The 25,743-nt window shown below is 65.5% G+C and carries 24 protein-coding genes and 1 pseudogene; 8 read left to right on the top strand and 17 right to left on the bottom strand.

What is annotated here, in order from left to right; translation table 11 throughout:
* Positions 1 to 673: 673 nt before the first annotated feature.
* Entirely contained in the window at positions 674 to 1,081 is a 408-nt protein-coding gene (locus tag HH308_RS28425; protein WP_170197654.1) for a helix-turn-helix domain-containing protein, read from the bottom strand.
* 106 nt (positions 1,082 to 1,187) lie between these two features.
* Here HH308_RS28425 and HH308_RS28420 point away from each other — a divergent pair, with 106 nt between their 5' ends.
* Both HH308_RS28420 and HH308_RS28415 read left to right on the top strand, forming a co-directional pair.
* On the top strand, positions 1,188 to 1,691 hold the full coding sequence (locus HH308_RS28420; protein WP_170197653.1) for a hypothetical protein: 504 nt from the start codon (positions 1,188 to 1,190) through the stop codon (positions 1,689 to 1,691).
* Positions 1,692 to 2,717: a hypothetical protein gene (locus HH308_RS28415; RefSeq protein ID WP_170197652.1), complete on the top strand. Its 1,026-nt coding sequence runs from the start codon at positions 1,692 to 1,694 to the stop codon at positions 2,715 to 2,717. It begins immediately after the preceding gene.
* A gap of 31 nt (positions 2,718 to 2,748) precedes the next feature.
* Here the strand turns inward: HH308_RS28415 and HH308_RS28410 are convergent, their stop codons facing one another.
* The 7 genes from HH308_RS28410 to HH308_RS28380 are packed head-to-tail and all read right to left on the bottom strand — an operon-like array spanning position 2,749 to position 9,295.
* On the bottom strand, positions 2,749 to 4,287 hold the full coding sequence (locus HH308_RS28410) for a class I adenylate-forming enzyme family protein (RefSeq protein WP_170197651.1): 1,539 nt from the start codon (positions 4,285 to 4,287) through the stop codon (positions 2,749 to 2,751).
* Positions 4,262 to 5,080 (bottom strand): enoyl-CoA hydratase, encoded by an 819-nt coding sequence (locus HH308_RS28405; RefSeq protein WP_170197650.1) that lies wholly within the window; start codon positions 5,078 to 5,080, stop codon positions 4,262 to 4,264. Before HH308_RS28405 ends, HH308_RS28410 begins: the two co-directional genes overlap by 26 nt.
* Positions 5,077 to 6,108 (bottom strand): TIGR03617 family F420-dependent LLM class oxidoreductase, encoded by a 1,032-nt coding sequence (locus HH308_RS28400; RefSeq protein WP_170197649.1) that lies wholly within the window; start codon positions 6,106 to 6,108, stop codon positions 5,077 to 5,079. The genes HH308_RS28405 and HH308_RS28400 overlap by 4 nt, the downstream gene beginning before the upstream one ends.
* 2 nt (positions 6,109 to 6,110) lie before the next feature.
* Positions 6,111 to 7,256: a thiolase family protein gene (locus HH308_RS28395; protein ID WP_170197648.1), complete on the bottom strand. Its 1,146-nt coding sequence runs from the start codon at positions 7,254 to 7,256 to the stop codon at positions 6,111 to 6,113.
* Positions 7,249 to 7,650 (bottom strand): Zn-ribbon domain-containing OB-fold protein, encoded by a 402-nt coding sequence (locus HH308_RS28390; RefSeq protein ID WP_170197647.1) that lies wholly within the window; start codon positions 7,648 to 7,650, stop codon positions 7,249 to 7,251. Before HH308_RS28390 ends, HH308_RS28395 begins: the two co-directional genes overlap by 8 nt.
* A gap of 5 nt (positions 7,651 to 7,655) precedes the next feature.
* Positions 7,656 to 8,423: an SDR family NAD(P)-dependent oxidoreductase gene (locus HH308_RS28385; RefSeq protein ID WP_170197646.1), complete on the bottom strand. Its 768-nt coding sequence runs from the start codon at positions 8,421 to 8,423 to the stop codon at positions 7,656 to 7,658.
* A 56-nt stretch (positions 8,424 to 8,479) separates the two neighbouring features.
* Positions 8,480 to 9,295, bottom strand: coding sequence for an enoyl-CoA hydratase/isomerase family protein (locus HH308_RS28380; protein WP_170197645.1), 816 nt, complete (start codon positions 9,293 to 9,295; stop codon positions 8,480 to 8,482).
* A 242-nt stretch (positions 9,296 to 9,537) separates the two neighbouring features.
* Here HH308_RS28380 and HH308_RS28375 point away from each other — a divergent pair, with 242 nt between their 5' ends.
* Positions 9,538 to 10,122, top strand: coding sequence for a TetR/AcrR family transcriptional regulator (locus tag HH308_RS28375; RefSeq protein WP_170197644.1), 585 nt, complete (start codon positions 9,538 to 9,540; stop codon positions 10,120 to 10,122).
* Between the two features lie 432 nt (positions 10,123 to 10,554).
* On the opposite strand, the gene HH308_RS28370 is transcribed toward HH308_RS28375, so the two are convergent.
* From HH308_RS28370 to HH308_RS28350, 5 genes are all read right to left on the bottom strand, one after another.
* On the bottom strand, positions 10,555 to 11,616 hold the full coding sequence (locus HH308_RS28370) for a 3-oxoacyl-ACP synthase III family protein (RefSeq protein WP_170197643.1): 1,062 nt from the start codon (positions 11,614 to 11,616) through the stop codon (positions 10,555 to 10,557).
* Positions 11,613 to 12,257, bottom strand: a complete 645-nt coding sequence (locus tag HH308_RS28365; RefSeq protein ID WP_170197642.1) for an SRPBCC family protein — start codon at positions 12,255 to 12,257, stop codon at positions 11,613 to 11,615. Before HH308_RS28365 ends, HH308_RS28370 begins: the two co-directional genes overlap by 4 nt.
* A 9-nt stretch (positions 12,258 to 12,266) precedes the next feature.
* Positions 12,267 to 13,862, bottom strand: a complete 1,596-nt coding sequence (locus HH308_RS28360; protein ID WP_170197641.1) for a thiamine pyrophosphate-binding protein — start codon at positions 13,860 to 13,862, stop codon at positions 12,267 to 12,269.
* 88 nt (positions 13,863 to 13,950) lie between these two features.
* A complete protein-coding gene (locus HH308_RS28355; RefSeq protein ID WP_170197640.1) occupies positions 13,951 to 14,394 on the bottom strand; it encodes an SRPBCC family protein in 444 nt (147 codons plus the stop codon).
* 11 nt (positions 14,395 to 14,405) lie between these two features.
* The gene (locus tag HH308_RS28350) at positions 14,406 to 15,995 is read right to left on the bottom strand and encodes an AMP-binding protein (RefSeq protein WP_170197639.1); all 1,590 of its coding nucleotides are present in this window, start codon (positions 15,993 to 15,995) and stop codon (positions 14,406 to 14,408) included.
* Between the two features lie 157 nt (positions 15,996 to 16,152).
* Between HH308_RS28350 and HH308_RS30055 the strand changes: the two are divergent.
* Positions 16,153 to 16,965, top strand: a pseudogene (locus HH308_RS30055) (alpha/beta hydrolase); the annotation flags it as partial.
* On the opposite strand, the gene HH308_RS28340 reads toward HH308_RS30055, so the two are convergent.
* Positions 16,867 to 17,964 (bottom strand): EamA family transporter, encoded by a 1,098-nt coding sequence (locus HH308_RS28340; RefSeq protein ID WP_246284913.1) that lies wholly within the window; start codon positions 17,962 to 17,964, stop codon positions 16,867 to 16,869. The pseudogene HH308_RS30055 and the gene HH308_RS28340 sit on opposite strands and share 99 nt — an antisense overlap.
* 152 nt (positions 17,965 to 18,116) lie before the next feature.
* Entirely contained in the window at positions 18,117 to 19,532 is a 1,416-nt protein-coding gene (locus HH308_RS28335; RefSeq protein WP_312870884.1) for an MFS transporter, read from the bottom strand.
* A 165-nt stretch (positions 19,533 to 19,697) separates the two neighbouring features.
* Between HH308_RS28335 and HH308_RS28330 the strand changes: the two genes are divergently transcribed.
* Positions 19,698 to 20,708: a helix-turn-helix transcriptional regulator gene (locus HH308_RS28330; protein ID WP_170197637.1), complete on the top strand. Its 1,011-nt coding sequence runs from the start codon at positions 19,698 to 19,700 to the stop codon at positions 20,706 to 20,708.
* A 478-nt stretch (positions 20,709 to 21,186) separates the two neighbouring features.
* Here the strand turns inward: HH308_RS28330 and HH308_RS28325 are convergent, their stop codons facing one another.
* Positions 21,187 to 21,801 carry an ASCH domain-containing protein gene (locus tag HH308_RS28325; protein WP_170197636.1) on the bottom strand — a complete coding sequence of 205 codons (615 nt, stop codon included), beginning with the start codon at positions 21,799 to 21,801 and terminating at the stop codon, positions 21,187 to 21,189.
* Between the two features lie 39 nt (positions 21,802 to 21,840).
* On the opposite strand from HH308_RS28325, the gene HH308_RS28320 reads away from it, so the two are divergent.
* The 3 genes from HH308_RS28320 (at position 21,841) to HH308_RS28310 (ending at position 24,149) form a co-directional block, all read left to right on the top strand.
* On the top strand, positions 21,841 to 22,725 hold the full coding sequence (locus tag HH308_RS28320; protein WP_170197635.1) for a LysR family transcriptional regulator: 885 nt from the start codon (positions 21,841 to 21,843) through the stop codon (positions 22,723 to 22,725).
* 4 nt (positions 22,726 to 22,729) lie between these two features.
* Complete coding sequence (locus HH308_RS28315; protein ID WP_170197634.1) at positions 22,730 to 23,203, top strand: hypothetical protein; 474 nt, start codon at positions 22,730 to 22,732, stop codon at positions 23,201 to 23,203.
* A gap of 73 nt (positions 23,204 to 23,276) precedes the next feature.
* A complete protein-coding gene (locus HH308_RS28310; protein WP_170197633.1) occupies positions 23,277 to 24,149 on the top strand; it encodes a DUF6036 family nucleotidyltransferase in 873 nt (290 codons plus the stop codon).
* A gap of 593 nt (positions 24,150 to 24,742) precedes the next feature.
* On the opposite strand, the gene HH308_RS28305 is transcribed toward HH308_RS28310, so the two are convergent.
* Positions 24,743 to 25,743: hypothetical protein (locus HH308_RS28305; RefSeq protein ID WP_211188954.1), on the bottom strand; the 1,001-nt coding region annotated here is incomplete at its 5' end.

The raw sequence follows: 25,743 nt of genomic DNA, 5'->3' as shown, positions 1-25,743 counted from the left end.
ATTCCTCGCTTCGGCACTCGGGGAGCGAGGTGGTCGCGTCGGCAGCACCGCCTCAGTCCGCTCGGGTGAGCGAGGTGGTCGCGGCGGCAGCACCGCCCCAGTCTGCTCGGGGAGCGGGGGTATCGCGTCGGCAGCACCGCCTCAGTCCGCTCGGGTGAGTGGTTGGTCGCGTCGGCAGCACCCATCTCCGCTCGGGGGACGGGGTGGTCGCGTCGGCAGTGCCATCTCCGCTGGTTGAGCGAGGCGGAGCCGAGTCGAAACCCTGGTGACACAATCGTTTTCGCGCAAACGTCTGCCGCGAATTCCGACCGAGGTCAGCGGGTATCCGCAACCATCCGCTCCCCGAGTGGCGTCGCGAGCTTGCGAGCTTCGGTGTAACGAGGGGATGGTGAGACGGATTCGCCAGGTGGCCCAGTTCTGATGGATCGGAAAGCTGGGGCTGGACTGTGTTTGGCGGGGTTCGTTCCCGACGTGGTTTGTTGTCTTGCGTGCCCCTCGTTACACCGAAGCTCGTTTACTTCGACTCGTTCCTCGCTCAGCACGGCGCCTCGCTTCGGCACTCGGGGAGCGGTTGGTCGCGTCGGCAGTGTCCCCCGCGGGTTGAGCGGGGGTATCGCGTCGGCAGTGGTCGCGTTTGCACTCGCGGAGCGGCGGGTCACCCAGCTTACGTTGGTCAGCTGTCGCCGACCGGCGGCAGGTTCCGTCGGGTGCGAAATGCGGTGATCATGTCGTTGATGACGTCGAGGTCCTCCGACGGCAGACCGGCGAGCCGGAATGCCGTGCGCTCCACCCCGGCGTCGGACAGGCTGGTGCTGGGCGATCCGACGACGGAGAAGTAGTCGATGTCGACGCCGAACGCAGCGGCGAGTCCCTCAACCGCCTTGAACGACGGCGACTTCACCCGACCGGTTCGCAGGTGCGACAGATAGCCCTCGCTGAAGTCGACGCCGGCGGAGGCCGCGCGCGCGACGACCTCGGATTGCTTGATGCGCGATCCGTCGGGATTGCGCACCGACTCGAAGAGGTGCTCGAGTTTCGAGCCGAAGTCAGAAGATGGATTCGGTGTCGAGTTCGCGGTCATGCGCGCGCCAATCTGATAGGTTTCGGTGCTTGTCGAATCCGACGTGTGACACTCTCATCGTATTTCGGATCATAGCGTCGGATGCTGAAACGGAGGGCGACTTGTCGTGCGCGTAGACGACACCGTGCTAGTGCTGCCGCCGGTCGGAGCGCGCTGGCGACGTGCGACGATCCGACGTCGCACGCGCAAGGTGTTGCGGGACCTCGACCTTCCGGCGTCGGGCGTCACGCCGCCGATCTTGGCCTCCGCTATCGCTGAAAAGCTCGGTACCGCAATCGAATTGGTCGAGCATGCGCTGCCGGCCCGCGGCCCGAGCGGAGCGACCTTCGTCGACGACAGCGGCTACGTCGTGTTCTTCCAGTCGCAGACCTCGGTCACGCATCAGGCCCATCACATCATCCATGAGCTGGCCCACGTCCTGACCGGAACCTTCGCGTCGGTGGCGCAGCCGACGCCGCCCGACGTCGACTGCGAGGAGGACATGGAACTCATCGCCTCGATCATCGCCTGCCTGGTGGGCCTACGCGCAGAACGCGTCCGATCACCCGAGCCGACACCGACGCTGACGCGGCTGGCGGTCGCGCTCGACGACTACGCGGAGCGCTGGTAGATGTCACCGCAATTCCAGGCGGTGCTGCTGCCCGTCGTCGTCGTGATCTTCCTCTGGCGTTTCGGGTTGTGGTTGTTTCAGTCGCGAGATCCCGTCGTGGGCACCGTCTACGTCGCACTCGCCGTCTTCGCGGTAGCCACCTACTACGGGATCCAGACGGCCGACGGCGTGCACTATCAATTCCGGGTCTGGTTGATTTGGCTGGAGTATCTCGCGATCATGCTGCTGGTGCGGGCACTCGCCGAGGCGTTCGGGGTGAGAGTGTCCGGCCATCTGGTGACGATCGCCGTGATCTCCACTGGCACTGCGGTTTTCGCGCTGGCGACCCCGCCGGTGTGGACGGGGCGATTCGTCGATGCTCCGGCAACGCTGCTGATCTTGTATCTCGTGTCGGCGGGTTGCTATATCCCCTGGTGCCTTTCGGCGGTGACAGTCCACATCCTGCGCGAGCCCAAGCCGCGCGGAAGCATGTGGGTCAGTGCCATCGCGATGGTCGCTTCGACGTCGGCGCTGGCCGTCGGATTCACCCTCAACGCCGTTGAGTTCGGCATCTATCTGAGCCGAAACACGTTGCCCGAGTTGATCGAACCGCTCTCACGGACCCTGCTCGACGCCGGGCTGGTCCTGCTGATCATCGGAACGCTGACACCTGCGCTGGTCAGTCGCGGTGAGCATTTGCGACGCACCGTCGAGCTCGCGGGTGAGCTGCGGGTGATGCGGCGGCTCGCCCACGACATCGTCGGTGCGATACCGCAATTGGGGCCCGCGCCGTGGCCGACCCTACCGTGGTCGCCGGCCCGGATCCGGCTGGCGCACTACCGCCGGTACGTGCTGATCCGGGATGGACTGACCCGGTTGTCGCCGGCCCTGCCCGCCGACGGCGACATCGGGTCGATTGCGAACGAGTTGAGTCTGCTTCTGCATCAACCGCTTTCCGACGGCCGTGACATCGCGACGCCGGTTCTCGCCGCGCCCGACGACGTCGGCGCGATCGTTGCGCTGTGCGCGGCGTACCGCGCTCGTTGATCGGTCACCGGTTCCGTCGGGGACGGAGAGGTCACACCCCTTGGACATGTCGGTCGCGGCCGGACCAATAGGGTTCGCGCAGGGTGCGCCGCAGCAACTTGCCGACGACGCTCTTCGGCAGCGGATCGGTTGTCACCTGCACGCGCGTCGGCTTCTTGTAGGAGCCCAGCCGGTCTCGGCAAGCGTCGATCACCTGTTGCTCCGACAGCGTCGACTCCGCGTCGACCGCGACGACCGCCATCGGCGTCTCTCCCCATTTCTCATGTGGGATGCCGAATACCGCCACCTCGAGCACGTCGGGCAGGTCGGCGATGACCGTTTCGAGTTCGGCCGGCCAGATGTTGAAGCCGCCGGACACGATCATGTCCTCGGCGCGGTCGAGAACGTACAGGAAGCCGTTCGAGTCCAGCCGGCCGATGTCCCGGGTGTGGATCCATCCGTCGATCAGGCGAGTCGCCGTCAGTTCCGGCTCGTTCCAGTATCCGTGCATCTGACCCTCCACCTTCGCGACGATCTCGCCGGACTCGCCGATGGGCAGCGGGCGGTCGTTCTCGTCTCGGATCTCCACCTGGGCGAATGGCAGCACGCGACCTGCTGATCGAGCGGGTGTGGAACCCGGATAGTCACCGAACCACTCGTCGGGGCCCATCCCCGTCAGCGGTACCGCTTCGGTCTGCCCGAATGCCTGATACAGGGTGTCCCCGAACACCTCACGCGCGTGCTGCGCGGTCGCGTCGGTAATCGGGCTGCCGCCCACCAGAATGGAACGAAGGTGTGGCCAGGGGGCACTGCTCGATTCGGGATGACGAGCCAGCGCGGCCAGGAGAGCGGGCGAGGCGAACATGTGACTGACCCGGTGAGTGCGCATCATCCGCAGTACACGCTGCGGGTCGAAGGCGCCGAACAGCACATTTGCGCCGCCGGCCAGCCAGATCGGCAAGAACAGGTAACCCGAGGCGTGCGAGATCGGTCCGGCGTGACCGACGACGCTGTCGGCGGTCATGCGGTCGAGGAGATACGCCCAGTTCCGTCCGTTCTTGACCCAGTCGTAGTGGGTGAAGCCCGCACCCTTGGCTCGTCCGGTGGTGCCGCCGGAATGCCTGATGATGTACCAGTCGTCGTCGGCCCTGGAGATCATCGGATCGACCGGACTCTGCTCGGCGAGCCAATTCTCGTAGCCGCTGTCGCGGACGATGACGTGCCGAAGTGACTCGACGTCGGATTCGAGTCCGGCGACCGAATCCGCGTAGGCCGCATCGGTCAGCACCACGGTGCACGACGTGCCATCGAGCATGTGCTGATGAGCCTCACGGGAGTTGCGTGCGTACAGCGGAACACGAACCGCGCCGGCAATCGCACATGCGAGATAGAGGTCCGCGCAGGCCAGAATGTTGTCTTCCAGCGCGGCGACTCGATCGCCGGGTTCGACGCAGAGTCCGATCAGAGCATTCGCCAGGCGTACCCCGCGGTCCCAGCTCTGCGCGAACGTGACGGTCCGATCCTCGGCGATGATCGCGGGACGGTCGGCGTTGAACACGGCCGCCTTACGCATCAGAGTGGTGACGTCCATCTGCTTCCTCCTGATTTCCGGTCGGTAGTTCTGCTGAATTCTGTTGCTGCACATGATGTTCGGATACCGCAAGCCGGTCCGGCAGGCGGGTGGTCCAGGCCTGCGATGCCGCTGACTCCAGGTCGATCCCGCACGCGGCGACCGCCGTGCCTGCCTGCCGATACAGCGCAAGCAGTGCCTGCACGGTGAGCTGATCTTGCGCCGAGACCGCGGCGGCCCATTTGCAGGCCTCGTCGAGCAACGCACGGTGCTCGACGACCTCGACCACCAGCCCCGCTCGTTGCGCGGTCTGCGCGTCGACGATCTGCCCGGTCGTCGACATCCACATAGCCATCCGGCGACCGATCGCGGCAGGCAGTTCGACGGACAGCCGCCACGCCGGCAGCACACCGAATCGGGTGTGGGTGTCGGCGAACGTCGCGCGTTCCGAAGCGATCAGGAAGTCGCAGTTGAGTGCGAGCTCGAGGCCGCCGGTACGTGTTGCTCCGTTCACCGCGCCGATCACCGGCTTGCTCGTCGCAGGCCACGGCCGATGCGACGGTCCTCCGACGATCCCGGCCAGGATCGGGTCGCCCGCCGACAGCGCGGTGAGGTCCAATCCGGCGCAGAAGGCGGGATCGGCGCCGGTGAGTATCACGGCGTCGACCGCAGGGTCGGCGTCGGCGGCCGCTATCGACGTGCGCAGACGTTCGATCGTGTTGCCGTCCAAAGCGTTTCGCACCTCTGGACGGTCGATGCGGATGATCGCGCACCGGTCGGTCCGTTCGCTGACGACAGTCGTCGATGTCGTCATCGTCGAGCCCGCGCTGCCTGTGCGATCGCCCCGACGGCTGGGCCGGGACGATCGTCGGGCGTGTACAGGACCACCCGGTGGGCCAAACCGGCATAGCGTTCGACGACCGTCGCGGCGATCTCGTCCGGCCGGCCGACCACGGCGAGGGTGTCGCACATGTCATCACTGATGAGATCGGGCATGCGGCTCCACTGGCCGGTCACCGACAGTTCGTGCAATTTCTCGTGCAGCGCGTCCCACCCGTGGTGGGTGAGCACGCCGCGGTAGGCGGGCGTCGACGCGTAGAACGCGAGACGAGCACGCAGGGCACGGTGTGCGGCGGCGAGGTCGGCGTCGGTGGTGCCGGTGGCCACGAGTAGTCCGGCAGAGATCTCCAGATCGCGGTCCTCGGGTGTCGACGGACCGGCGTCGGCGACGGCGGGCAGGACGACGTCGGCGACATAGGCGCGGGTGCTGAACGGGTGGAGCATGAGCCCGTCGGCGACCTCTGCCGCGAGTGCGCACATCCGTGGACCCAGCCCGGCGAGCACGATGGGCGGCGGTGGGCCGGCCAGCGGTTCGGGCCGGAACATCGGCGGCATCAGATCGAATCGGTAGTGCTCGCCCGCGACGTTCAGCGCGGTGCCGTCGGTCCACGACGCCCAGATCGCCCGCACGGCTTTGATGTACTCCGACATTCGCGGAATGGGAGCCGACCAGGGCATGTCGTAGCGTCGGCGGATATGCGACTTGACTTGTGACCCCAGACCGAGGATCGCCCGGCCGCCGCTGGCGTCTTGCAGTCCCCAGGCGGCATATGCGGTGGTCATCGGGCTGCGGGCGAACGCGACGGTGACTCCGCTCGCCAGCTGAATCCGCTCGGTCGGGGCAGCGGACGCCGCGAGCGACATGAATGGATCGTGGGTGATCTCCGGGACCACCACGCGTGCGATGCCTGCGCGCTCCCACGCGATCGACGTCGCGACCACATCGGCGATCCGACCACCGACCGCGGCGTCCAGGTGTGGTCGGGCGGTATCCGTCAGCACGATCACACCGTCAGGATGGACACGCCCGCGGCACCGAGTTCGATGCCGCTCGCGAACCCGCCGAGCATCTGGGCGAGTCCGACGGTCGCGCCGGCAACCTGCCGGGGTCCGCAACGGCCACGCAGCTGATCTGCGATCTCGCAGACACCCCGAACACCCGACGCCGACAACGGATGTCCCAGAGACAGCAGACCGCCGCTGGGATTGACGGGGATCCGACCGCCGAGTGACGTAGCCCCCGACCTGAGCAGTGCTACGCCGTCGCCTCGCGCGCACAGGCCGAGATCCTCGTAGTGAACGATCTCCTCGCAGGCGAAGGCGTCGTGGACCTCGACGACGTCGACGTCCGACGGGGCGACGCCGGCCTGTTCGTAGGCGGCGGTCGCCGCGTGCTTGCTCAACTCCATCGTGGTGATGTCGGTTCGACGTTCTTCGTAGTCACCCGACACCAGCGCCGACCCCGCGATGCGCACCGGTGTTGTGGTGTGTCGACGCGCGAACTCGGCCGATGCCAGCACGACCGCCGCCGCACCATCGGTGTTGGGACAGCACTGCAATAGCGTGACGGGGTCAGCGATCGGGCGTGACCCAAGTACTTCGTCGACGGTGAGCTCCTTGCGGTGTTGGGCCTTCGGATTCAGGGCGCCGAATCGGTGCGCCTTGACCGACACCGTCGCGAAGTCCTCGACTGTCGCGCCGTGAGTGTCCATCAGGCGCTTGCTCTGCAGGGCGAAGATGACCGGCATGGCGAGTCCGAGTCGGCCGCCGAGATCGTCCGCCGCCGGCGGAATCAGTTTGCCCGCAATGGGACTCGTCGTCATCGACTCGACGCCGACAGCGATGCCGACATCGCAGAATCCGGCGGCGATGTCCTTGTACAGCGCTCGTACCGCGGTGCTGCCGCCCGCACAACCGTTCTCGACGTTGGTCATCTCGATGCGAGTGACGCCCAATCCCATCATGATGGTCTGTGCGGTGATCATGGGGTTGTAGAGGCGCGATGCGTAGACTGCGCCGACGTCTCGACCGACGACGCCGGCGTCGGCCATCGCGGTGCGTACGGCATTGCGGCCCAACTCAATTGGACTGATGTGCGGCAGCTTCCCGAACTCGCTCTGGCCGGTGCCCAATACGACGACGTCACGCATCGGTCGCCGCCTTCGCCGGAATGAATCGGTAGGCACGGATATCGTCGCCGCCTTCCGTCCACAGCGGGCCGACGTCGACGGTGAGCAGAGTGCCGGGCGGCGCGTCCGCGAGTTCATGTGCCAGTGGCGCGAAGACGCGCACCCCGGCCTCGACCCGCACATAGCCGACGACGTGCCCGGCGTCGAAGTTGGCGGTTGCCATGCGCACGGTCGTCGCGCAGATCAGCTCCGCTCGCCGCCCGAGAGCGATTTGCATTGTGTCGCAACCACAATCGAGACATGTCGCGGGTGCGGGGAACGCGGTGTGGCCGCACGAGACGCAGCGGCCGCCGCGCAATGCCGACGCACCGTCGGCGTCGAGGAAGAGGCCTTCGGCAAGATCTGTCACGCTCATCGCGATCACCGGCTCCGCAGGGTCAGGCCGCCGTCGAGGCGGAGGGTGCGGCCGTTGTGCATCGCGTTGCGGATGACTTCTTCGACGAGCAAGGCGAACTCAGCGGGGCGGCCCATCCGCGCCGGGAACACCGAATCGGCGATCAGACCATCGCGGACCGCGTCGGGGACCTGCGCGTAGATTGGTGTTTCGAATGCTCCGGGCGCCAACGTCATCACCCGGATTCCGTATGCGCCCAGCTCACGCGCCAGCGGCAGTGTCATACCGACCAGGGCCGCCTTCGACGCGGAGTATGCGACCTGCCCGATCTGTCCCTCCCATGCGGCACCGGAGGACACGTTGACGAGAATGCCTCGTTCGCCGTCGGCGTCGGGCTCGTTGCGCACCATCGCGGCGGCCACCGAGCGCATCACGTTGACGGGCCCGTACAGATTGATTTTGATCCCGCGGTCGAACACGTCCATCGGCAAGGGTCCGGATTTTCCCACCAGCCGTGCCGGAGCCGGGATCGCTGCCGCGTTGACCGCGATACCGATGTCACCGAAGCGCTCGGTCACCTGCGACACCGCCGCCTCGATCGCGAGCGTGTCGCTGACGTCGACGGCGAGGCAACCGAAAGCGTCGCCGAGTTCGTTGTGCAGCCGCTCGCCTCGCTCGGCGTCGACGTCGAAGGCGATCGCGGTGGCGCCCAACTCGATTAACCGACGGCAGATCGCCTCGCCGAGTCCCGAGGCGCCACCGGTGACGATCGCGGTCGAACCAGATATGTGCATTGTTCACTCCATATTCATGAGACCGGTTGCGCTACGCGCATTCCGGGAGTTCGGGGTCAGCGGAAGTTCGGTGCGCGCTTCTCGCGGAATGCACGCAGGCCTTCGTCGACGTCACCGCTGAGCAGGTGTTCGGCGGTGAGCAAGTGTTCGAGACGGTGCGCGGTGGCCAATGGTTGGTCCATTCCGTCGTCGATCGCCGTCTTGAACAACCGCAATGCGCTGGGGCTGCGCTCGGCCAGTTGTGCGGCCAGATCTGCGCAGCGAGTGTCGAGTTCCCCGGCCGGAGTCACCTCCTGGACCAGGCCGTAGTCGAGGCACTGCGTCGCGGACAGCAGTGCGCCGGTGAATGCGAGGTACTTCGCCCGCCCGCGACCGATCGCCCGCGCCAATCGGATACCTCCGCCCGCACCTGGCACCATCCCGTAACCGATATGACCGTCGCCGATCCGCGCGTCCTCGTCGGCGACGATGATGTCGCCGTGCAGTGCGAGTTCCAGCCCGCCGGCCATCGTCAGCCCGTTGATCGCGACGATCACGGGTAGGGGCAGCGCTGCGAGCCGCGAGAATACCGCGGCGCCGCGTCTCTCGAACGCCAGCATCGCCGCAGCGTCGACGTCGCCGCCCGGACCGAGAAGTTCCTTGAGGTCGGCGCCGGCGCAGAAGGCCCGCCCGGTTCCGGTCAACACGACGACCCGGGAGGAGTCGGTCTCGATGTCCGCGAGGTGGTCGTCGAGTTCGGAGATGAGCCGCGCGCTCAGCGCATTCATCGACGAGGGGCGATTGAGCCTCAGTACCGCTGTCGAGCCGACGTCGGACCGTACGACGCAGGGCTGCTCGTCGTACGGACCGATGTTTACCTGTTGAGCGTTCATGCGTTCTCCGTCGAATTCAAACTTAATTGCTCAGTTAGTATTGAATGACGTTCGACGTGCTGTCAAGGCCTCGTGCGCTCTCGGCGGAGACATACCTAACTGGTGAGTTATGATTTCCTCGTTCAGCTCGCGCGTCAGCTGAATCGAGCAGCGCACGGTGCGTGGCTGTCGGACCTGCGCGGTCTGACGTGGGTGAACACCTAGGGCGGCACGCTGCGCAGACTGTGACCGAGGAGATTCGCATGGCCCGTCAACGAGCGACGACCACCGCCGACGTAGTCGCAGCGGCAGCGCAGATCTTCGAGACGCGCGGCTACCGCAACGTGACGGTCGACGACATCGGTCAGGCCGCGGGCATCTCGCGCCCGACGGTTTACAAGTACATCGAGAGCAAGCCGTGGCTCCTCGGTCAAATGGTGTCGGCGATCACCGACGAGATGAGCGGCCCGCTCGCCGAACTCATGACCAGCGACCTCAGTCCGCGCGACAAGCTTCGCGCAGTCATCCGGTTCCACATCGCCTCCACGGTCAACAAGCGGGTCTACTACGCGACGGTATTCAGCGAACAGTCCGAGTTGCCCGAGTCGGCGCGCGAGTTGTTCCGCGATTGGTCGCACAAAGTGACGGAGGATTTCGCGAGTCTGGTCGACGACCATCTGGAAGCGGAGGGCCTGACGCCACGTGTCGAGACCCGCTTTCTGGCCAACTTGATCCTCAGCATGCTGACATCGATGTACCGCTGGTACGACCCCGAGGGTGAGATATCGCCGGATGCCCTCTACGACCGACTGGTCGTGGTACTCAGCGGCGCGATTCCGGGTCTGTAGGGTGAGCCGCGAATCTGCGGGCTGAGCCGCGAATCTGCGGGTTGAGCCGCGAATCTGCGGGTTGAGCCGCGAATCTGCGGGTTGAGCCGGGCCGGAGCGTTAGCGTAGGCCCGTGTCGAAACCACGTGAGCCGACGCTGTCGGCGCACCAAACACCCAGCGAGAGTTGGTAATTCGTCTCACGATGGTTTCGACACGGGCGCGTCTCGCTGCGCTCGTCGGGCCCGGCTCAACCAGCGGGGTGGGCGGTGGTCTCGACACGGGTGCGTCTCGCTGCGCTCGTCGGGCCCGGCTCAACCAGCAGGGTGGTGCGTGGTTTCGACACGCTCGTCGCTAACGCTCCTCACGGCTCAACCAGCGGTGGAGGTGCGTCTCGCTGCGCTCGTCGGGCCCGGCTCAACCAGCGGAGGGCCTGATGTCGGTGAATCCCGGCTCAACCACCGGGGGTGGAGACAGGGGGCGTAGGTCGTCCGCCCCAGCGGATGATGCCCGCCGCGGCGAAATCGCCCGCATGGGCAAATGCTGACATCAGCACCACATCGCCGGGCTGAATCCGACCGTCGGTGATTGCGGTGTCGAGGGTCAGGCCGAGGCCCACACCGAAGACATTGCCGTACTCGTCGAAGGTGTCGGGATGGCGTTCGGGCGGAATCTGCAGCGCCTCACGCCAATTGCGCAGGAACAATCGATTGGGCTGGTTGGTGATCAGCCAGTCGGCGTCGGACGGCGACATCTCTACCTGTGCCGCAACATCATTAGCCGCGGCGGGCACCAGCCGATTGCCCCTGATCAAGACCCGCGCGATCTTCGACTCGGTGAAACTGATCGAATACTCGCCCGGGCCGGCCTCCCAGTACTTGCGGGGCGGGTCCACCAGCCCCGTCATGTCGCCGGCGAACTCGCTGTGCTGATGGCACACCAGGCCCAACACGTCCGAAGGCCCAGCCGCCGCGGTGTCGCCGGCGCCGATGACGACCGCTGTCGCGCCGTCGCCGGGAATCGCCGACTGTGGTTGTACCCGAACGGTTTTCTGCATGAACCCGGTGCCCGCGGCGTTCTCCGCGTTGAGCAGCAAGGCCTTCGACGCCGTGCCCGTCGCAAACAGGCTGCGCGCCAATTCCATCATCAGAATCAGCGAGGCGCAGCCGCCGTTGTGGATGTCGAGCACCATCTTCGGCGCGATACCCAGCCGCCGTGCCACGTCGCCACCGCAGCCGATCGCGGGCAGGTCCGGCAACTGTGAGTGCGACATCAGCAGATCGACGTCGTCGAGGAAGCCGGCGCCATGCCGAGCGGTGAGCGGTTCGATCGCCGCGCACATCATGTCGACGTTGGTTTCCTCCCACGCGGCGTGGCGTCGAAACTTGGGGGCGGAGAACATGAAGTTCTTGCGCAACGACAGATCGTCGGGATCAGCGAGCGCATCGAAATAGTCTGCGGATACCCGCTTTTCGGGGACGTAGGACGCGACGTCGACGACGGTCACGGTGGTCATGACTCGTCACCGCGCATCCAGTCCGGAGTCACCGACTGCCCGGCCGCGTGACGCGCCGCGGCGATGGCGGCCAGATTGTCGAGTTCCAGTTGGTGCCCCGCCGAGAAGATGTCCCAGAAGTCCCCGACCCACACCGGACGCTCCTCCGGCGCCGTCGACTCGAACGGATTGGCTTCGTAGAAGGGGTGCTTGCAGTTGGTCCACAAGACGACTGATCCCGGTTTGTCGAAAACCAGCCGAGCGTCGACGACGCGCATCAGATAGATCATCCACAGGTGCTCGCCTTGATCCCACGCGCAGTGGTAGTCGACGGTGCGGACATCGGGGTTCGATTCGGTGCGAACGAAACACTTGGTATCGCCGCCGAGTTTGTCGACCCCTTCCCACAGACCCGGCTGACCGGTAGGCGAGAAGTCCCGGAGGCTGTATGACCACTCCTCCAAAGATCTTGTATGCGAGAGCCATTCGTAAACGTCGTCGGGTGGTGCCGCGACGAACCCCTGGACGTTGCAGAACTCGCCGTAGATCTGCTCGTGCGGGTACACCGCTCTGATCCGGTCCAGCACGATCGGTGTCACGATCGGCCGTGGATGAGTCTCGAAGCGGATGATGCCGTCGATGCCGTTGAGGGTGTCAGTCATCGGTGCTCCTCAGATCAGGGTGGCGAAGGGTGGGATTTCACATGGATCAGTCTGGATGACAAGGCAATTGGTCGACGTCGGAGACGTGAACAGTTCTGCGGCGGCGGTGGCGGCGTCGTCGGCTGTGGTCGCGGTGCGGACGTCGAGGCGGGGGAACATCGCCGCCAGTCCGGCGCCGATGTCGGTGTGGCCGAAGGTGTTTATCGAGGCGACGTCGGGGAAGAATTTCTTCTCCCGCGTGACGCACATCGCGTGCGCGTTGTTGTTCATCACGATCAGTGTGACCGGCAACGAGTACTCGAGTGCGGTGTGAATCTCCATGCCGTGCATGAAGAACGCGCCGTCGCCGGCGATGATCACCGACCGACGGCCCGTCGTGCGTGCCGCTCCGATTCCGGCCGCGATGGCCCACCCCATACCGCCCATGCCGAGCGCCACCACGAATCGGTTACCCGATCCGATCGGTAAATGGTGCACGGCCGCGGCGCCGGTGTTTCCCGCATCGGCGAAGATGTTGCAGTTCAACGGGATTGAAGGTGCGAGGGCGATGATCGCGGCGGTGCAGGTAAGCCCGACGTCGGGTGGTTGGGCGACGGCCAACGGTCGTACCGCGAGTGGCGCAGGCCGTAGTCGGGATTGAAATACCTTGGGCAACATGGTGATCCACGACGTAAGGTCGGTGGTCGGGACGTGTGCGGTCACCGGCCGCAGCGGTGGTTCACAGTCGATGTGCACCGTGGGAATGCGATCGAGCGCGGCGTCGAGGCCGGCGCGGTCGGTCATCGACAGTCGGCTGCCGATGACGAGGATCAGGTCGGCGCGTTCGATGGCGTCGTGCGCCGACGGATGTCCCATGATCCCGGTGATGCCGGCGGTCAGTGACAGGGGGCAGGCGTCGCGCCCGTTGGGTGTCGCGACGACGACCGCGCCGATCGAGGCCAGCGCAACGGCGTCGTCGGGTCGCAATGCGCGGGATATGTTCTCTCCCAGCATGATAACCGGATTCGACGCCGATCGGAGTAGGGCGATCGCGGAGGCCGGGACCTCGGTGATCTCATGAGGTCTCGGTTCGGTCGGCGTGATCGCGGTCGCCGACGCGGTCTGCACGTTCTTGGGCAGCAGGATCGCGGCGGGCAGGCCGCGGCGGAGCGCGTCGAACGCGGCGTGCAATGCGGACCCGAGGTCGTCGACGCTGCCGACCTTCGCGGTGAAACCGGTGACTGAGCGGAAGGTCGACTCGGCGTCGACTGTCACCGGCGGTGTCACCATGTCCTGGAATGCGCCGCGTCCCTCGCCGGTCGTCGGCGCACAGCCGATCAACGCCAGCAGTGGAACCCTCGATTCGTAGGCCTCGGCAAGTGCCGCAACGATATTCATCGCAGCGCCGCCCGACGTCGTCACGACGCAGGACGGTCGCCCGATGATGCGCGACGCGCCGTCGGCCATCGCGCCGGCACCGAATTCATGTTTGGCGACGGTGACGGTGATGTCGCCACGCCGCAGAGCCGCGGTGAACAGATCCTCCGAATTGGCGCCGTGGACACCGAAAATTCCGGAAATGCCTTGCTCAGCAAGGAATTCGATGATCGCTTCGGCAACTGTCATCGGTGTGCCTCCGCAGACGAGGGTACTCAGGATCGGGTGTCTCTGCCAGGGGAGCGAGATGAACGGTCGACGCCGGGGGCGGCGCGATTCATCGGCCCTCCAGGACGGTGCCCAGCCGGGCGAACGGCGTGCGCCAGAACCGGCTCATCCCGCTGTGGGCCATCTTCTGGCGCTTATCGGAGAGATCGAATCCAGTTTGCAGCAGCGCTAACCGAGTACCCCGGCCGTGCGCGGTTATCGTCCACGACACCGGCCAGCGGACCGGCGACGCCGACCGCATGTCCAGCCACTCCCAGCGCAGCCGCGACGCAGGCACCGACTCCACGACTTCGCAGGCGATCTCGGCGGGCGGATCTGACGGGATCAGAAACATGAAGTGGTCACCCACCCGTGCCGAGTAGCCTACGGATCGCAGAAACCATTGCGCCACAACGTCGGAATCGGTGAGTGCCCGCCAGACGATCTCCGGCGCCCGAGGGTAGAACTGGGCGAGTTCGATGTGCTCGGGATTGAGCTCGGCGTCGAAGTCCACGGCGGTTCGCCTCAGCTCGTGACTCGGTCCCGCAGCTCGTTCTTGCGCGTCTTGCCGGTCGAGGTTTTCGGTAGTTCGTCGACGAACTCCACTCGGCCGGGGGCCTTGTACGACGCGATCCGCGACTTCACGTGCGCGATCAGATCGGCTTCGACGACGGCGCCGTCGGAACTGACGACGAAGGCCAGTGGACGTTCACCCCACTTCTCGTCGGGCATGCCTACGACGGCGACGTCGACGACGGCGGGGTGACTGGCCAGCGCCTGCTCGACTTCGATGGTGGAGATGTTCTCGCCGCCGGAGATGATGACGTCTTTGGCGCGGTCGAGGATCTGGACGTAGCCGTCGGGATGCATGACGCCGAGGTCACCGGAGTGAAACCAGCCGCCGGCGAAGGCTTTCGCGGTTCCGTCGGCGTCGTCGAGGTAGCCCTTCATGACGTTGTTGCCGCGCATCACGAGTTCCCCCATCTCGACGCCGTCGTCGGCGACGTCGATGAGGGTGCCGTCGGCGTCGGGTTCGCCGCGCACCACGCGCAGGCGTTCGGCGCTGAGCATGCCGACTCCCTGCCGGGCGAGGCGGACGGATTGCTCCTCGGGCTCCAGGTCGGCCCAGGCCGGTTGTGGCTCGCAGACCGAGTAGGGACCGTAGGTCTCGGTGAGCCCGTACACGTGTAGGAGCGTTGCGCCGAGGGAACGGATCTTGGCGATCACGGTGGGGGTGGGTGGGGCGCCCGCGGTCACGATGGTCAGCGGGCGGTCGAGGTCATGGGCCTGCGGCGCGGACGCCAGCGTCGAGAGCACCGTCGGGGCGCCGCACAGGTGGGAGACGTTCTCGGTGTCGATGAGGCGCCAGATGTCGTCGCCGCGGACCGCACGCAGGCAGATATGGGTGGCGGCCGCGGCGGTGACCGCCCAGGTGGTGCACCAGCCGTTGCAGTGGAACATCGGCAGCGTCCACAAGTAGCGGGAGTCGGTGGTGAAACCTTGGTGGTACACCTCGCCGAGCGAGTTCAGGTAGGCCCCGCGGTGGGTGTACATGACGCCTTTGGGGCGGCCGGTGGTGCCGGAGGTGTAGTTGACGCTGATCGTGCGTTCTTCGTCGTCGGCCTCCCAGGGGATCGTCGTCGACGACCCGCGCGCGACGACGTCGGAGTAGCGCAGCGTGCCGGCGACGTCGGCGTAGCCGCCGTCCTGGGCGGGGATTTCGACGCGTTCGCGAACGGTCGGCAGGTCGTGGTCGGCGAGCGGGGCGATCAGTCCCGCATCACCGAAGAGCATCACCGCCTGCGAGTGCCCGCAGATGTAGGTGATCTCGTCGGGTGACAGGCGGGTGTTGGTGGCGACGAGGACGCCGCCGATCAGCGGGACGGCGTAGTGGGCGATCAGCAGTTCGGCGGAGTTCGAAGCCACGTACGCGACCGAGTCCCCGGCTCGAACGCCGCTGGCAAGCAGTGCTTGAGCCAGTTGTTGTGTAGCGCAAGCGAATTCGGAGTAGGTGAACGAGCGGGCGCCGTCGATGATGGCCTGTTTGCCGGGATGGACCTCGGCGGAGCGGCTGAGGAAGCGCAACGGCGTGAGCGGGACGTCGAGGCCGGACATGGAGGTCTCCCATTCGTTGTCTGTTACCGACGGTATCGTTTAGCTCGTGAGCCGAGCTACAACAGTGAGTTTGCCCCTGCCGATCCGCGTCCAACAGGCGGTCGTGAAAATTGCCGCCAGGACACCGGCCGCGGTGTATCGCGCATTGTCGTCGTGGATGCCCGTGAATGCTGCGGGCGAGCGACTCAGCGCGGACATCGCCGCGGTGGCGTTCGCCACCGGAAAGATTCCCGGGATGGGGATGTACCACTCGTCGCCGGTCACGGCGCGCGTCAACCTCGACCATTCGTCGGCGCTGATGGCGCAGACCCTCCCGCCGTTCGCGGTCGAGGAGGACCTCGTCATCGACGGACCGTCTGGGCCGATCGGCGCGACCCGCTACCGATTCGCCGAGTCGACGCCGCGCGGGCTCGTCGTCTTCTTTCACGGCGGCGGATTCGTCGTGGGCAGCCGCGCCAGCCACGACGGTGCGGTGCGCAATCTCGCGATCGACGCCGGCGTCGACGTGCTGTCCATCGACTACCGGCTCGCACCGGAGAACCCGTTCCCCGCGGCCGTCGACGACGCCGTCGCAGCATTCCGCTTCGCCGTCGAGAAGGCGCCCGAGTGGGGTGTCCCGGCCGACCGGATCGGCGTTGCGGGCGACAGCGCCGGCGGCAACCTGGCAGCCGTTGTGTGCCAACAGGTTCGGGGCGACGACGTGGTGCCGCGGCACCAACTTCTGATCTATCCGGTGACCGACCTCGTCGGCGCGACGGCGTCGCACGACGAGTTCGCCACTGGATTCTTCCTGACCAAATCCGAAATGGACTGGTTCACCGACCAGTACGTGCCCGACGTCGGGCAGCGCACTGATCCGCGGGCGTCGCCGTTACGGGCAACCGACCTGACTGGCCTGCCGCCTGCTCACGTCGTGGTCGCCGGATTCGATCCGTTGCGCGACGAGGGCATCGCCTACGCCGACGCGCTGCGGGCCGCCGGTGTTCCGGTCACCTTCGAGCGGGCCGGCGGAATGATCCACGGCTTCGTCAACATGACTCTGCTCAGTCGCACCGCTCGGGACATCGCCCGCCGAATGGGCGACGCTGTCTCGTCGGCGTTGGCCTAACACCGCTGCGGCACTTCCGACGATCACCGTCGCCGCGCCGATCAGCACCAACGTCGTCGGACGCTCGCCGAAGATAGCCCAGGCGGCGCTGATCCCGACGATCGGGACCAGCAGCGACATCGGCGCGACGCGGCTGGCCGGGTACTTCTTCAGCAGGTAGCTCCACAGACCGGACCCGGCGATGGTGCCGAGCACGACGATGTAGGCCAATCCGGCCAGTGCGAGCAGTCCGGAGTGGGTGAACAGGGTCGTGAGGGCGTGGGTGTCGGCGTCGGGGCCGTCGATCAGCAGGCTCAGACCCAGCATCGGCAGCGGCGGGATGACCGACATCCACAGCACCATGTCGATGGGGCTGGACGGTTTGGCCAGTCGGCTGCCGATGTTGCCGAACGCCCAGCCGAGCCCCGCGATGAGCGTGAGCAGTACCGGAAGTGCGGCGGTGGCCGCACCGTGATTGACGCGGTCCAGGCCGATGATCGCCATGCCGCCGACGGCCACGACGATGCCGGCGACCTGCGTCGCCGACAACCGTTCCTTCAGGAACACCACGCCGAGGAGGACGGTGAACGGCGCGGAGCTCTGCAGAACGAGTGATGCCAGCCCGGTAGGCATACCCGCCTGCATTGCGAGGAACAGGAACGCGAACTGAGTGACTCCGAAACCCACGCCGTACAGCAGGAACCAGCCCCTGTGCATTCGCGGGAACCTCACGAACAGCATCACCGGAATCGCCATGACGCCGAATCGCAACGCGCCCAACAGAAATGGCGGGAAATGGTCGAGGCTGAGACGGATCGCTACGAAGTTGAGTCCCCACAGCACGATCACGGTCAGTCCGAGGAGGCGGTCGCGATTGGTCATGGGTCCATCGTCGTGCCGGCATCCGTGTAGGACAAGCTAATTATTATGGATTGTTCGTGTAGTAATTCTTCATCGAACAGACTTCTGGCGATAATCGAGGCGGCGAGGGCAGATTGCCCTCGCCGCCTCGGCTACGTGCAGTTTTCAGCAGGTCAGGGGCGCTTTCTCGGCATCGACTGAGCGATGACGGCGCCCGCTGCGATGATCCCGATCATGATCAGCATCGCCACCCGGTACGCGGACTCCAGACCGTCACTCTGGCCGACCGAGCTGTACACCGTCCCGATCACCGCGGCGCCCACCGCCACCGAGAGCGCCTGCACCGTGTTGAAGACGCCCGACGCCGCGCCGGCCGATGTGACCGGAACGTCGTTGAGGACCAGCAATCCCGACGACCCGACGATCGCACCGAAGCCCAGCCCCGCGATGAACAGTGCGATAGCGAACCACAGCGCCGGGTGCGACGATCCTTCGGCGACATACATCGCGACCATGCCGATGATGAAAACCGTTGCACCGAACTGCAATACGTGCTTTCCGAACTTCGGTGCCAGGATCGTCGCAGCGAGACCGGCAGAGATCGGAACCGCGAGCGAGAACGGAATCCACATGAGCCCGGTGTGCAGAACCGACCATCCCAGCGCCAACTGAACATGCAGCGACTGCACCAGGAAGTAGCCGCCGGTCGGGACAGTCAGTGCCGCGAACGTCACCAATCCGGTTGTAAATGAACGAGTTTGGAACAGGGCAGGCGGAATCATCGGCTCGACGCCGCGGCGCTGCAAGCTGATCTGCTGCTGGGCGAACGCCGCCACACCCACCACGCCGGCGGCGATCAAGCCGAATCCCCAAGCGGGCCAATCGTGGTCGGGGCCGATGGTGACGGGCAGCATGATCGCGGCCAGCGACGCGCCCAGCAGGACGGCCGATCCCACGGTGATCGGAGCGGGATTGCCGGCTCGAGTCTCCGGAATGAAGACTCGGGCCGCGGCGATCGCAGCTACCGCGAGTGGAACGTTGATGAGAAAGACTGGGCGCCAGGACAATTCGAACCAGTCACCGCTGGTGATGACTGCGCCGAGCACCGGCCCGGTGACTGCCGCGAGACCGATCACCGAGGTGAACAGCCCCATCGCCTTGCCGCGTTCCTCCGGTGCGTACAGCACCTGAATATTGGTGAGTACCTGCGGAACCATCAACGCGGCCGCCGCGCCCTGGATGATTCGGAACGCCACGAGCTGTCCGGGGTCGGCGGCGAGGCCGCAGGCGAGCGACGCCGCGCCGAATCCGGCGAGGCCGATGATGAACAGCCGGCGTCGACCGAACCGATCGCCGAGCCGAGCGCCGAGGATCAAACCGATCGCGTAGGCCAGTGGATAGCCCGCGACCACCCATTGCAGCGTGCTCGACGTCGCGCCGAGGTCGGCCTGCATGGTGCGCAGCGCGACGTTGACGACGGTGGCGTCCATGAGCTCCATGAACGACGCCGCGAGCAGGCAGATGAGCGCGATCGTTCGTGCGCGGCCGAGTACCGTCGGCGTCCAGTCGGTCTGTTGGGTCGTCGGCACTGGGCTCGCCGTGGCCTCGGTTTCCGGGTCGATTGTGGTGGTCACTGCTACTCCTTCGATTGGGGCGTGACCACGACGTTATTGACCGTTGTGGACAGAATTCGTCCGGAAGATTTTTGACTGTTCCGGTCAGTTTCTGTCCGGTGAATCGGGCACCATTGGTACATGGCTGATACGACGACGCGAACTCTCAAGCTGCTGGCGTTGTTACAGGCGCATCGTCTGTGGGCTGCGGCCGAACTCGCCGACCGGCTGGAAACCACCGAGCGCACCGTCCGCCGCGACGTCGAACGACTGCGAGAACTCGGTTACCCGGTCGAGTCGGTGCGCGGCACCGGCGGCGGGTACCAACTGGCACCCGGCGGGTCGATGCCGCCGCTGGTCGTCGACGAGGAAGAGGCCGTCGCCATCGTCGCCGCGCTTCGCGGTGCGGCATCCGGGTCGGCGGCCGGTCTCGCCGAGGCGTCGGTGCGGGCGCTTGCCAAGGTCACCCAGGTGCTGCCGCCCAAGCTGCGCAAGCGCGCCGACGCGCTGCGGGCGATGAGCGTGGTGATGCCCGGGGAGTCGGCGCCCGCGCTCGACGCCGAAGCGTTGACCACAGCCGCACTCGCCTGCCGCGACGCCGTCGAGCTCGAATTCGATTATGAGCGCGGCGGTCCGAAGCCAACCCGCCGCGGTGCGCCGCGTCCCGCCGCGGATCTTCCCCGACGTCGCGTCGAACCGCTGCGACTGGTGCCGCTCGGTCGCCGCTGGTATCTGCTCGCCTACGACCTCGACCGGCAGGACTGGCGCACCTTTCGCGTCGACAGATTGCGAAATGCCAAGCAGGGCAAGCGAAGTTTTCGGCCCCGCGACATTCCCGGCGGAGACGCGGGGGAATACGTGCGCGCCAGCCTGCAGTCGGTCTGGGAATCACATCAAGTGAAGGTGCTCGTCCACGCACCGGTCGACGTCGTGCTCGAACGCATCGGCCGGTGGGCCCAGGCCGAAGAGCGCGACGGCGGGTCGCTCGTCACCATGCACGTCGAAGACGCACGGTGGGTCGCGATGGCGATGGGTTCACTCGACGTCGACTACGAATTCGTCGAGATTCCCATCGAATTGCTCCACGAGATCCGTGGCCGCAATGTTCGGGAGTCGCGGGCGCTGTACCTGGTGGAGCGGGGCAAGCAGTAGGAGCCGGTCGGAGTGATCACGGAGGCTATCGGCTCAGGTGTCGGCGATGTCGCGCCAATCGCTGCGGTAACCGACGTCCCGCGGCGGTCACCCTTTCTTGCTGCGGTGGTTACGTCCGCGGGAACCGTCGACGACATCCCCGAAGTCCGCGAAGTCATGTGACGAGATCCTCGCCTCCGCCGACGGCGGCTACCGCCGCGGGAGTTCGACGACCGCCGCGGAACGCAGTACGGCAGCGGGGACGCACCCGTTCCGGTGCGCGTCGGGCCTCGCTCCACCGTCGGGACTGAACGATTCGTCGTTACCGGTGTTTCGGACGAGGTGTGCAACCCATCGCCAACTTCACCGTCGGCATGGTCGGCAACTTTGTCCGGTGCGAGTCGGTCGGAGGTTGTAGTGCGTCGGTCAGGGTCGACGCGTGATGCGGCGAGGAGACGGGCTCGGCAGACGACATGTGTACCAACCCGATTTGACTCCGCTACTGTCCCGCCAACCATGTCAGGTACGCCGCACCGCGCGGTGACAGTTCGTACCCGACGTCGTGGCTGATCGTCAGGCCGAGGGCCTTGAGCTTGCGGATGTCGACTTTCATCGGTTGCAGTTCGACGTTGCGCAGGGCGGCGAGTTCCTTCGAGACGACGTGCGGGTTGTCGCGAATCCATTCGAGGATGTCCCGCGTCCAGGGGCCGGTCTGCCGGCGGTCGAGTCGGTCGAGGCGGGCGGCGATGTCGGCGAGCTCGTCGGGGGCGGGCAGCGCTTCGCGTAGGGCGAGGCGCGGGTCTTCGCCCGCCCACTCGAGATTGATCCGGTAGATGGTGTCGCCGCCTTTGCCGCCACGTTCGCTGGGTTTCCGATTGGGCTTGGGGGCCAATGCTTTTCGCAGTGTATCGGCGTCTTTCATGCCGGCTGCCCGGGCGGCTCGGTCGGTGAGCTTCGACAGATCGTTGACACGTGCGACCCTGGTGAAACGGATCAGTCCCGCCGACGTCAGCTGCGTCGACCCGACTTTCACGCGCGGCTCGTCCCATCGGCGGTATTGGGTGGTGACGGTACCCGCACGAATGCCCTCGGCGATCGGTTTGGAGATCAGCACTCCTGCATTCTGGCATCATCGGGCCGGAAGGTGGTGCGAGTGGACATCAAACGGCTGCGCATTCTGCGCGAGTTCGCCGACCGTGGCTCGATCGGTGCGGTGGCCGCCGCGATGCATTTGACGCCGTCTGCGGTGTCGCAGCAGTTGAAGGTACTCAGCAAAGAGGTCGGCGTCGAAGTACTCGAACCCATCGGCCGCAATGTGCGGCTCACCGACGCCGGGCAGGCGCTGGTTCTGCGCGCGGACACGATCATCGCCGCGGTCGACCATGCGACGGATGAGATGCGGGCGTACCGGGGTGGGAGCACGCCGGTACGCCTGGCATCGTTTCCGTCGGGTGCGGCCCTATTGCTGCCCAGAGTGTTGCCGTGGGCGCGGGCCGATGGAGTGACGGTCCTGGCGTCGGAGCTCGACGTCGGATATCTGGAGGCCCCGAAAGCATTGGCCGACAACCACATCGTGGTGACTCATCGAGATGTGCGCGCGGCGACGATGTCGGATGCGCGGGTGGCGGTCACCGAACTGGCGCGGGAGCCGATCGACGTGGTCGTCAGCCGGAATTCGGCTTTCGCTCAACATGATTCGGTTGATGCGGGAGACCTCGCCGATTCCGACTGGATCAGCGTCGAAGGTGGCTTCCCGGTCGACGACGTGCTGTTGTCGGTCGCCGCGGTCACCGGCGTGCAGCCGCGAGTGACGCAGCGGCTGCTGAACTTCGACACCATCGAGGCGCTGGTGGCCGCGGGCGAGGGCATCGCGTTGATGCCGCGGTATGTCATCCGCAATCCGGGTGTGAAGCCGTTGGTTCTGAACGGTGTCCGGGCGGCGCGGGTCTACGAGGCGCTGACGCGACCGGATCCGTCCGCGTCGGTGAGCAGGGTCGTCGAGCATCTCCGCGCGGCGGCGCGGTTCGCTGCCGGTTAGCAGAGTGCTGATCGACATCGCCGGCGAGCGCTCGTTGCTGGTTCAGCCGGGCCCGACGCGCCGTGCTTCGGCTGAGGCGTTCGAGGAGTTTGACATATACCGCGCTACCTCCACAGATGATCGCAGTTCGTCAACCTACACGGCATTACGTGTCAAGACATTCGCCTCGAAAGATCGCTCCGATACTCGGCGTGCCGATATGGAGCAGCTCGCCGATTGGATCGAGAGGGCAACAGGTGTCGATCTCTTGAACGGCGATGATGCTGAGGTGTTCCAGCCATCGGTGGTCGACGGGTGCGGGCGATGCCGTCACGTGCGCGCGACCCGCATACTCGTGCTCGACGATGACTTGACGGCTGAGCGGATCTGCGTCGACTGCGCGCGTCCGGTGATCTTTATTGGGCCAGAGGGCTGCCGCCGCCATCGACCTGTTCGCCGACACCGATGGCTCGTCGTCCACGATGTGTCAGGTCGGTGAGCGCGGCTCTTCGTGCGCGCGTACTTGCTCGGTTCCCGACTAGAGTAGTCCGATACCAGCAGAAGGAATCCTCGTGCATCAACTCACTCGTGAACAGCTCGTCATGCTCCTGACGGAGGTAAGCGAGTACCTCGAAGACAAGGGCGTGCACGGCGAGCTCTACGTCGTTGGCGGTGCGGCGATGGCGCTTGCCTTCGACGCCCGCCGAATTACGTCCGATGTGGACGCTGTCTTCGCCCCGACCGCGGTTATCCGCGAAGCTGCCCGCCACGTTGCGGGGACACACCCCGATCTCCTGGCCGACGAGGATTGGCTCAACGATGCGGCCAAGGGGCTGATCCCTCCCGGACCAGCACCGGAGTATCAGGTTGCCCTCGACTTGCCTGGCCTGCGTGTCGTTGTTCCGCCACCGGACTACCTCCTCGCATCGAAGGTCTACGCCTCGCGTGTCGACCGCGACGGCGACGATATCGAATTTCTCGCCAATCTCCTTGGAATCACTACTTCCGAGGAGGTTCTTGACGTCGTGACGCGTTACTACCCACAGCAGCGACTGCTGCCCAAGTGCTCAGTTCATCCAACAGCTGTTCGGCCCGCTTCGATCATGAGCGCCCCCGCCGAACTCGCGGCCACGCTAACAGAATTGAGTGAGCCAGAGTATGTCCGGTTCGTCGCCCAGTGGCTTCCTCACGCCTCTCAGCTCGACGACGAGCCACCGATGACCGGCAACGACGTGGTCGACGCTATCGTCGCGGCCGCAGCCGGATATGTGAGCTTGAAGCGGCGTGGCGCTGAGCCCCGTTGGACTGCGCGTCCGACTCGCTTCCTGCACCGCTCCTGGCATCCTGGACCCGCTGGGATGTTCGCGTACTCACGCGTTCACGCTCCCGCATCGTTCGTGGTCAGAGGGATTGTGGTCGAAGAGGGCTCTCTGCAGTCCGTCTAAGGCGCAACCTGTGTCGTCGTGCAGCCGCCACCTCCTGCTCTGTCTCGGCTCTGGCGGCGCCGCGGAGCAGCAAAACTGCGGCAGGCCGAGCATCGGCGGATCTCTCGGCGATGAGCGCCGCCGCGGGCGCGTTCACCGAGATATCCCCATGGCGGCACTGCATGAGGCGTTCGCGCCCGCCGCAGCGTTCGAGCGGCCAGTCGACTCGCGATCCACCATGCCCCCAAGCATGGCTCCTGGCTCAACATCGCCGAAATCGAATTGTCTTCCCTGACGAAATAGCCGGCCGCCGCATCGGCGACCTGGGTGTCCTCAGCACCGAACTCGACGCGTGGGCCCACGCCACAAACACCGACGAACGCCAAGTCGCCTGGCGGTTCACCACAGTCGACTCCCGCATCAAAATTCGCCACCTATACCCAATTACTTATATACGACAGGCTACAAGCCTATGGTGTGTCGCGTGCGTTAGCACTGGTTAGTGACCGGATGGCGGTGGGGCCGAGGATCGGATCTCGGTTGGAAGTCGTGACGCGCAGCCTGAGCCGTTGGTCGTGGTCCACCTCGCGCGAAGGTAGGAGTTGACGTAGGGGCTACAACCATTCCAACATGGCTGAGTCGGGGAGACTGTCGAGGACCTTCACTGGACGTGATTTTCCGAATCCATCGACAATGTACAAAGCGCCAGTGGTGGCGAAGAATGCTACTTTCGACCCGTCGGGACTGGGTACGGGCTGGGTCACTGTGATTTGACTGGTGTCTGGCAGAAGAGGAGTCTCTTTATCGTTGACGCACTCACCTGCCGCTGAGACGGCTGTGGTTGTTCGAACAATCTGACGACCTCTGTTGCTCGGGGAGCTATTGCCGCCGCTGCTGATCACTGAGAAGTAGGTATCTGGCGCCAGTGAAGAGTAGGCGTCTCTGACGCAGTCTGGTGGGTTCAAGGAACCGTCGGCTGCCCGTGTTGACGAGTATCCGTTTCTGCGTGATGCGGCTTCAGCCTGGGTAACCTCCTCATGTGGACCGGTTGGGTTATCCGCGTCGACGCGATAGAATTTTGAGTTGCTGGGGTACGATGACGAGTCCGAGAACTCGTCAATCTGCCAGTAGAAGCGGTTCTTCTGGTCGAATCCGAGAGACTTAGCCGCCCTATTGGAGCCGAAGTCGTCGGTCGCCAGTTCGGGTGTCATGTCGGTGAATGAGCCGTTGGTGTCCAGCCATCCTGCGTGATACATGTTATTGACTCTTTGTCGGGTTGCAATCTTTTGGAAGTCTGGCGATAAGTCCTTTCTCGAATTCGCGTCTGTTCCTGGCGGAAGCACACCGATCCGCTTGTAGTTGCCGGTGTCAGGGTCGAGGAGGACAATTTCGTTGTCTCCCACTCGGGCGATAACAATTCCGTGGATCTGATCTCTGCTGGGAAACGTAGTTGGGGCGGCCTCGATTGATTCTTCTGACGAAGATGGCGGCGCCATCGTCGTTTCGCTGCTGACCGTCGCTATTGATTCCTCGCGACTACAGCCAACAGCGAGCAGGGATACTATCAGCATGCTGCATGCTGCAGCCGTTGCTCGACGAGACGATGCCATCCTAA

It is taken from the genome of Gordonia asplenii, from assembly GCF_012933505.1.
Classification (GTDB): Bacteria; Actinomycetota; Actinomycetes; order Mycobacteriales; family Mycobacteriaceae; genus Gordonia; species Gordonia asplenii.
The sequence above is the reverse complement of the archived record's forward strand: the minus strand, read 5'-3'. Positions and strand labels throughout refer to the sequence as shown.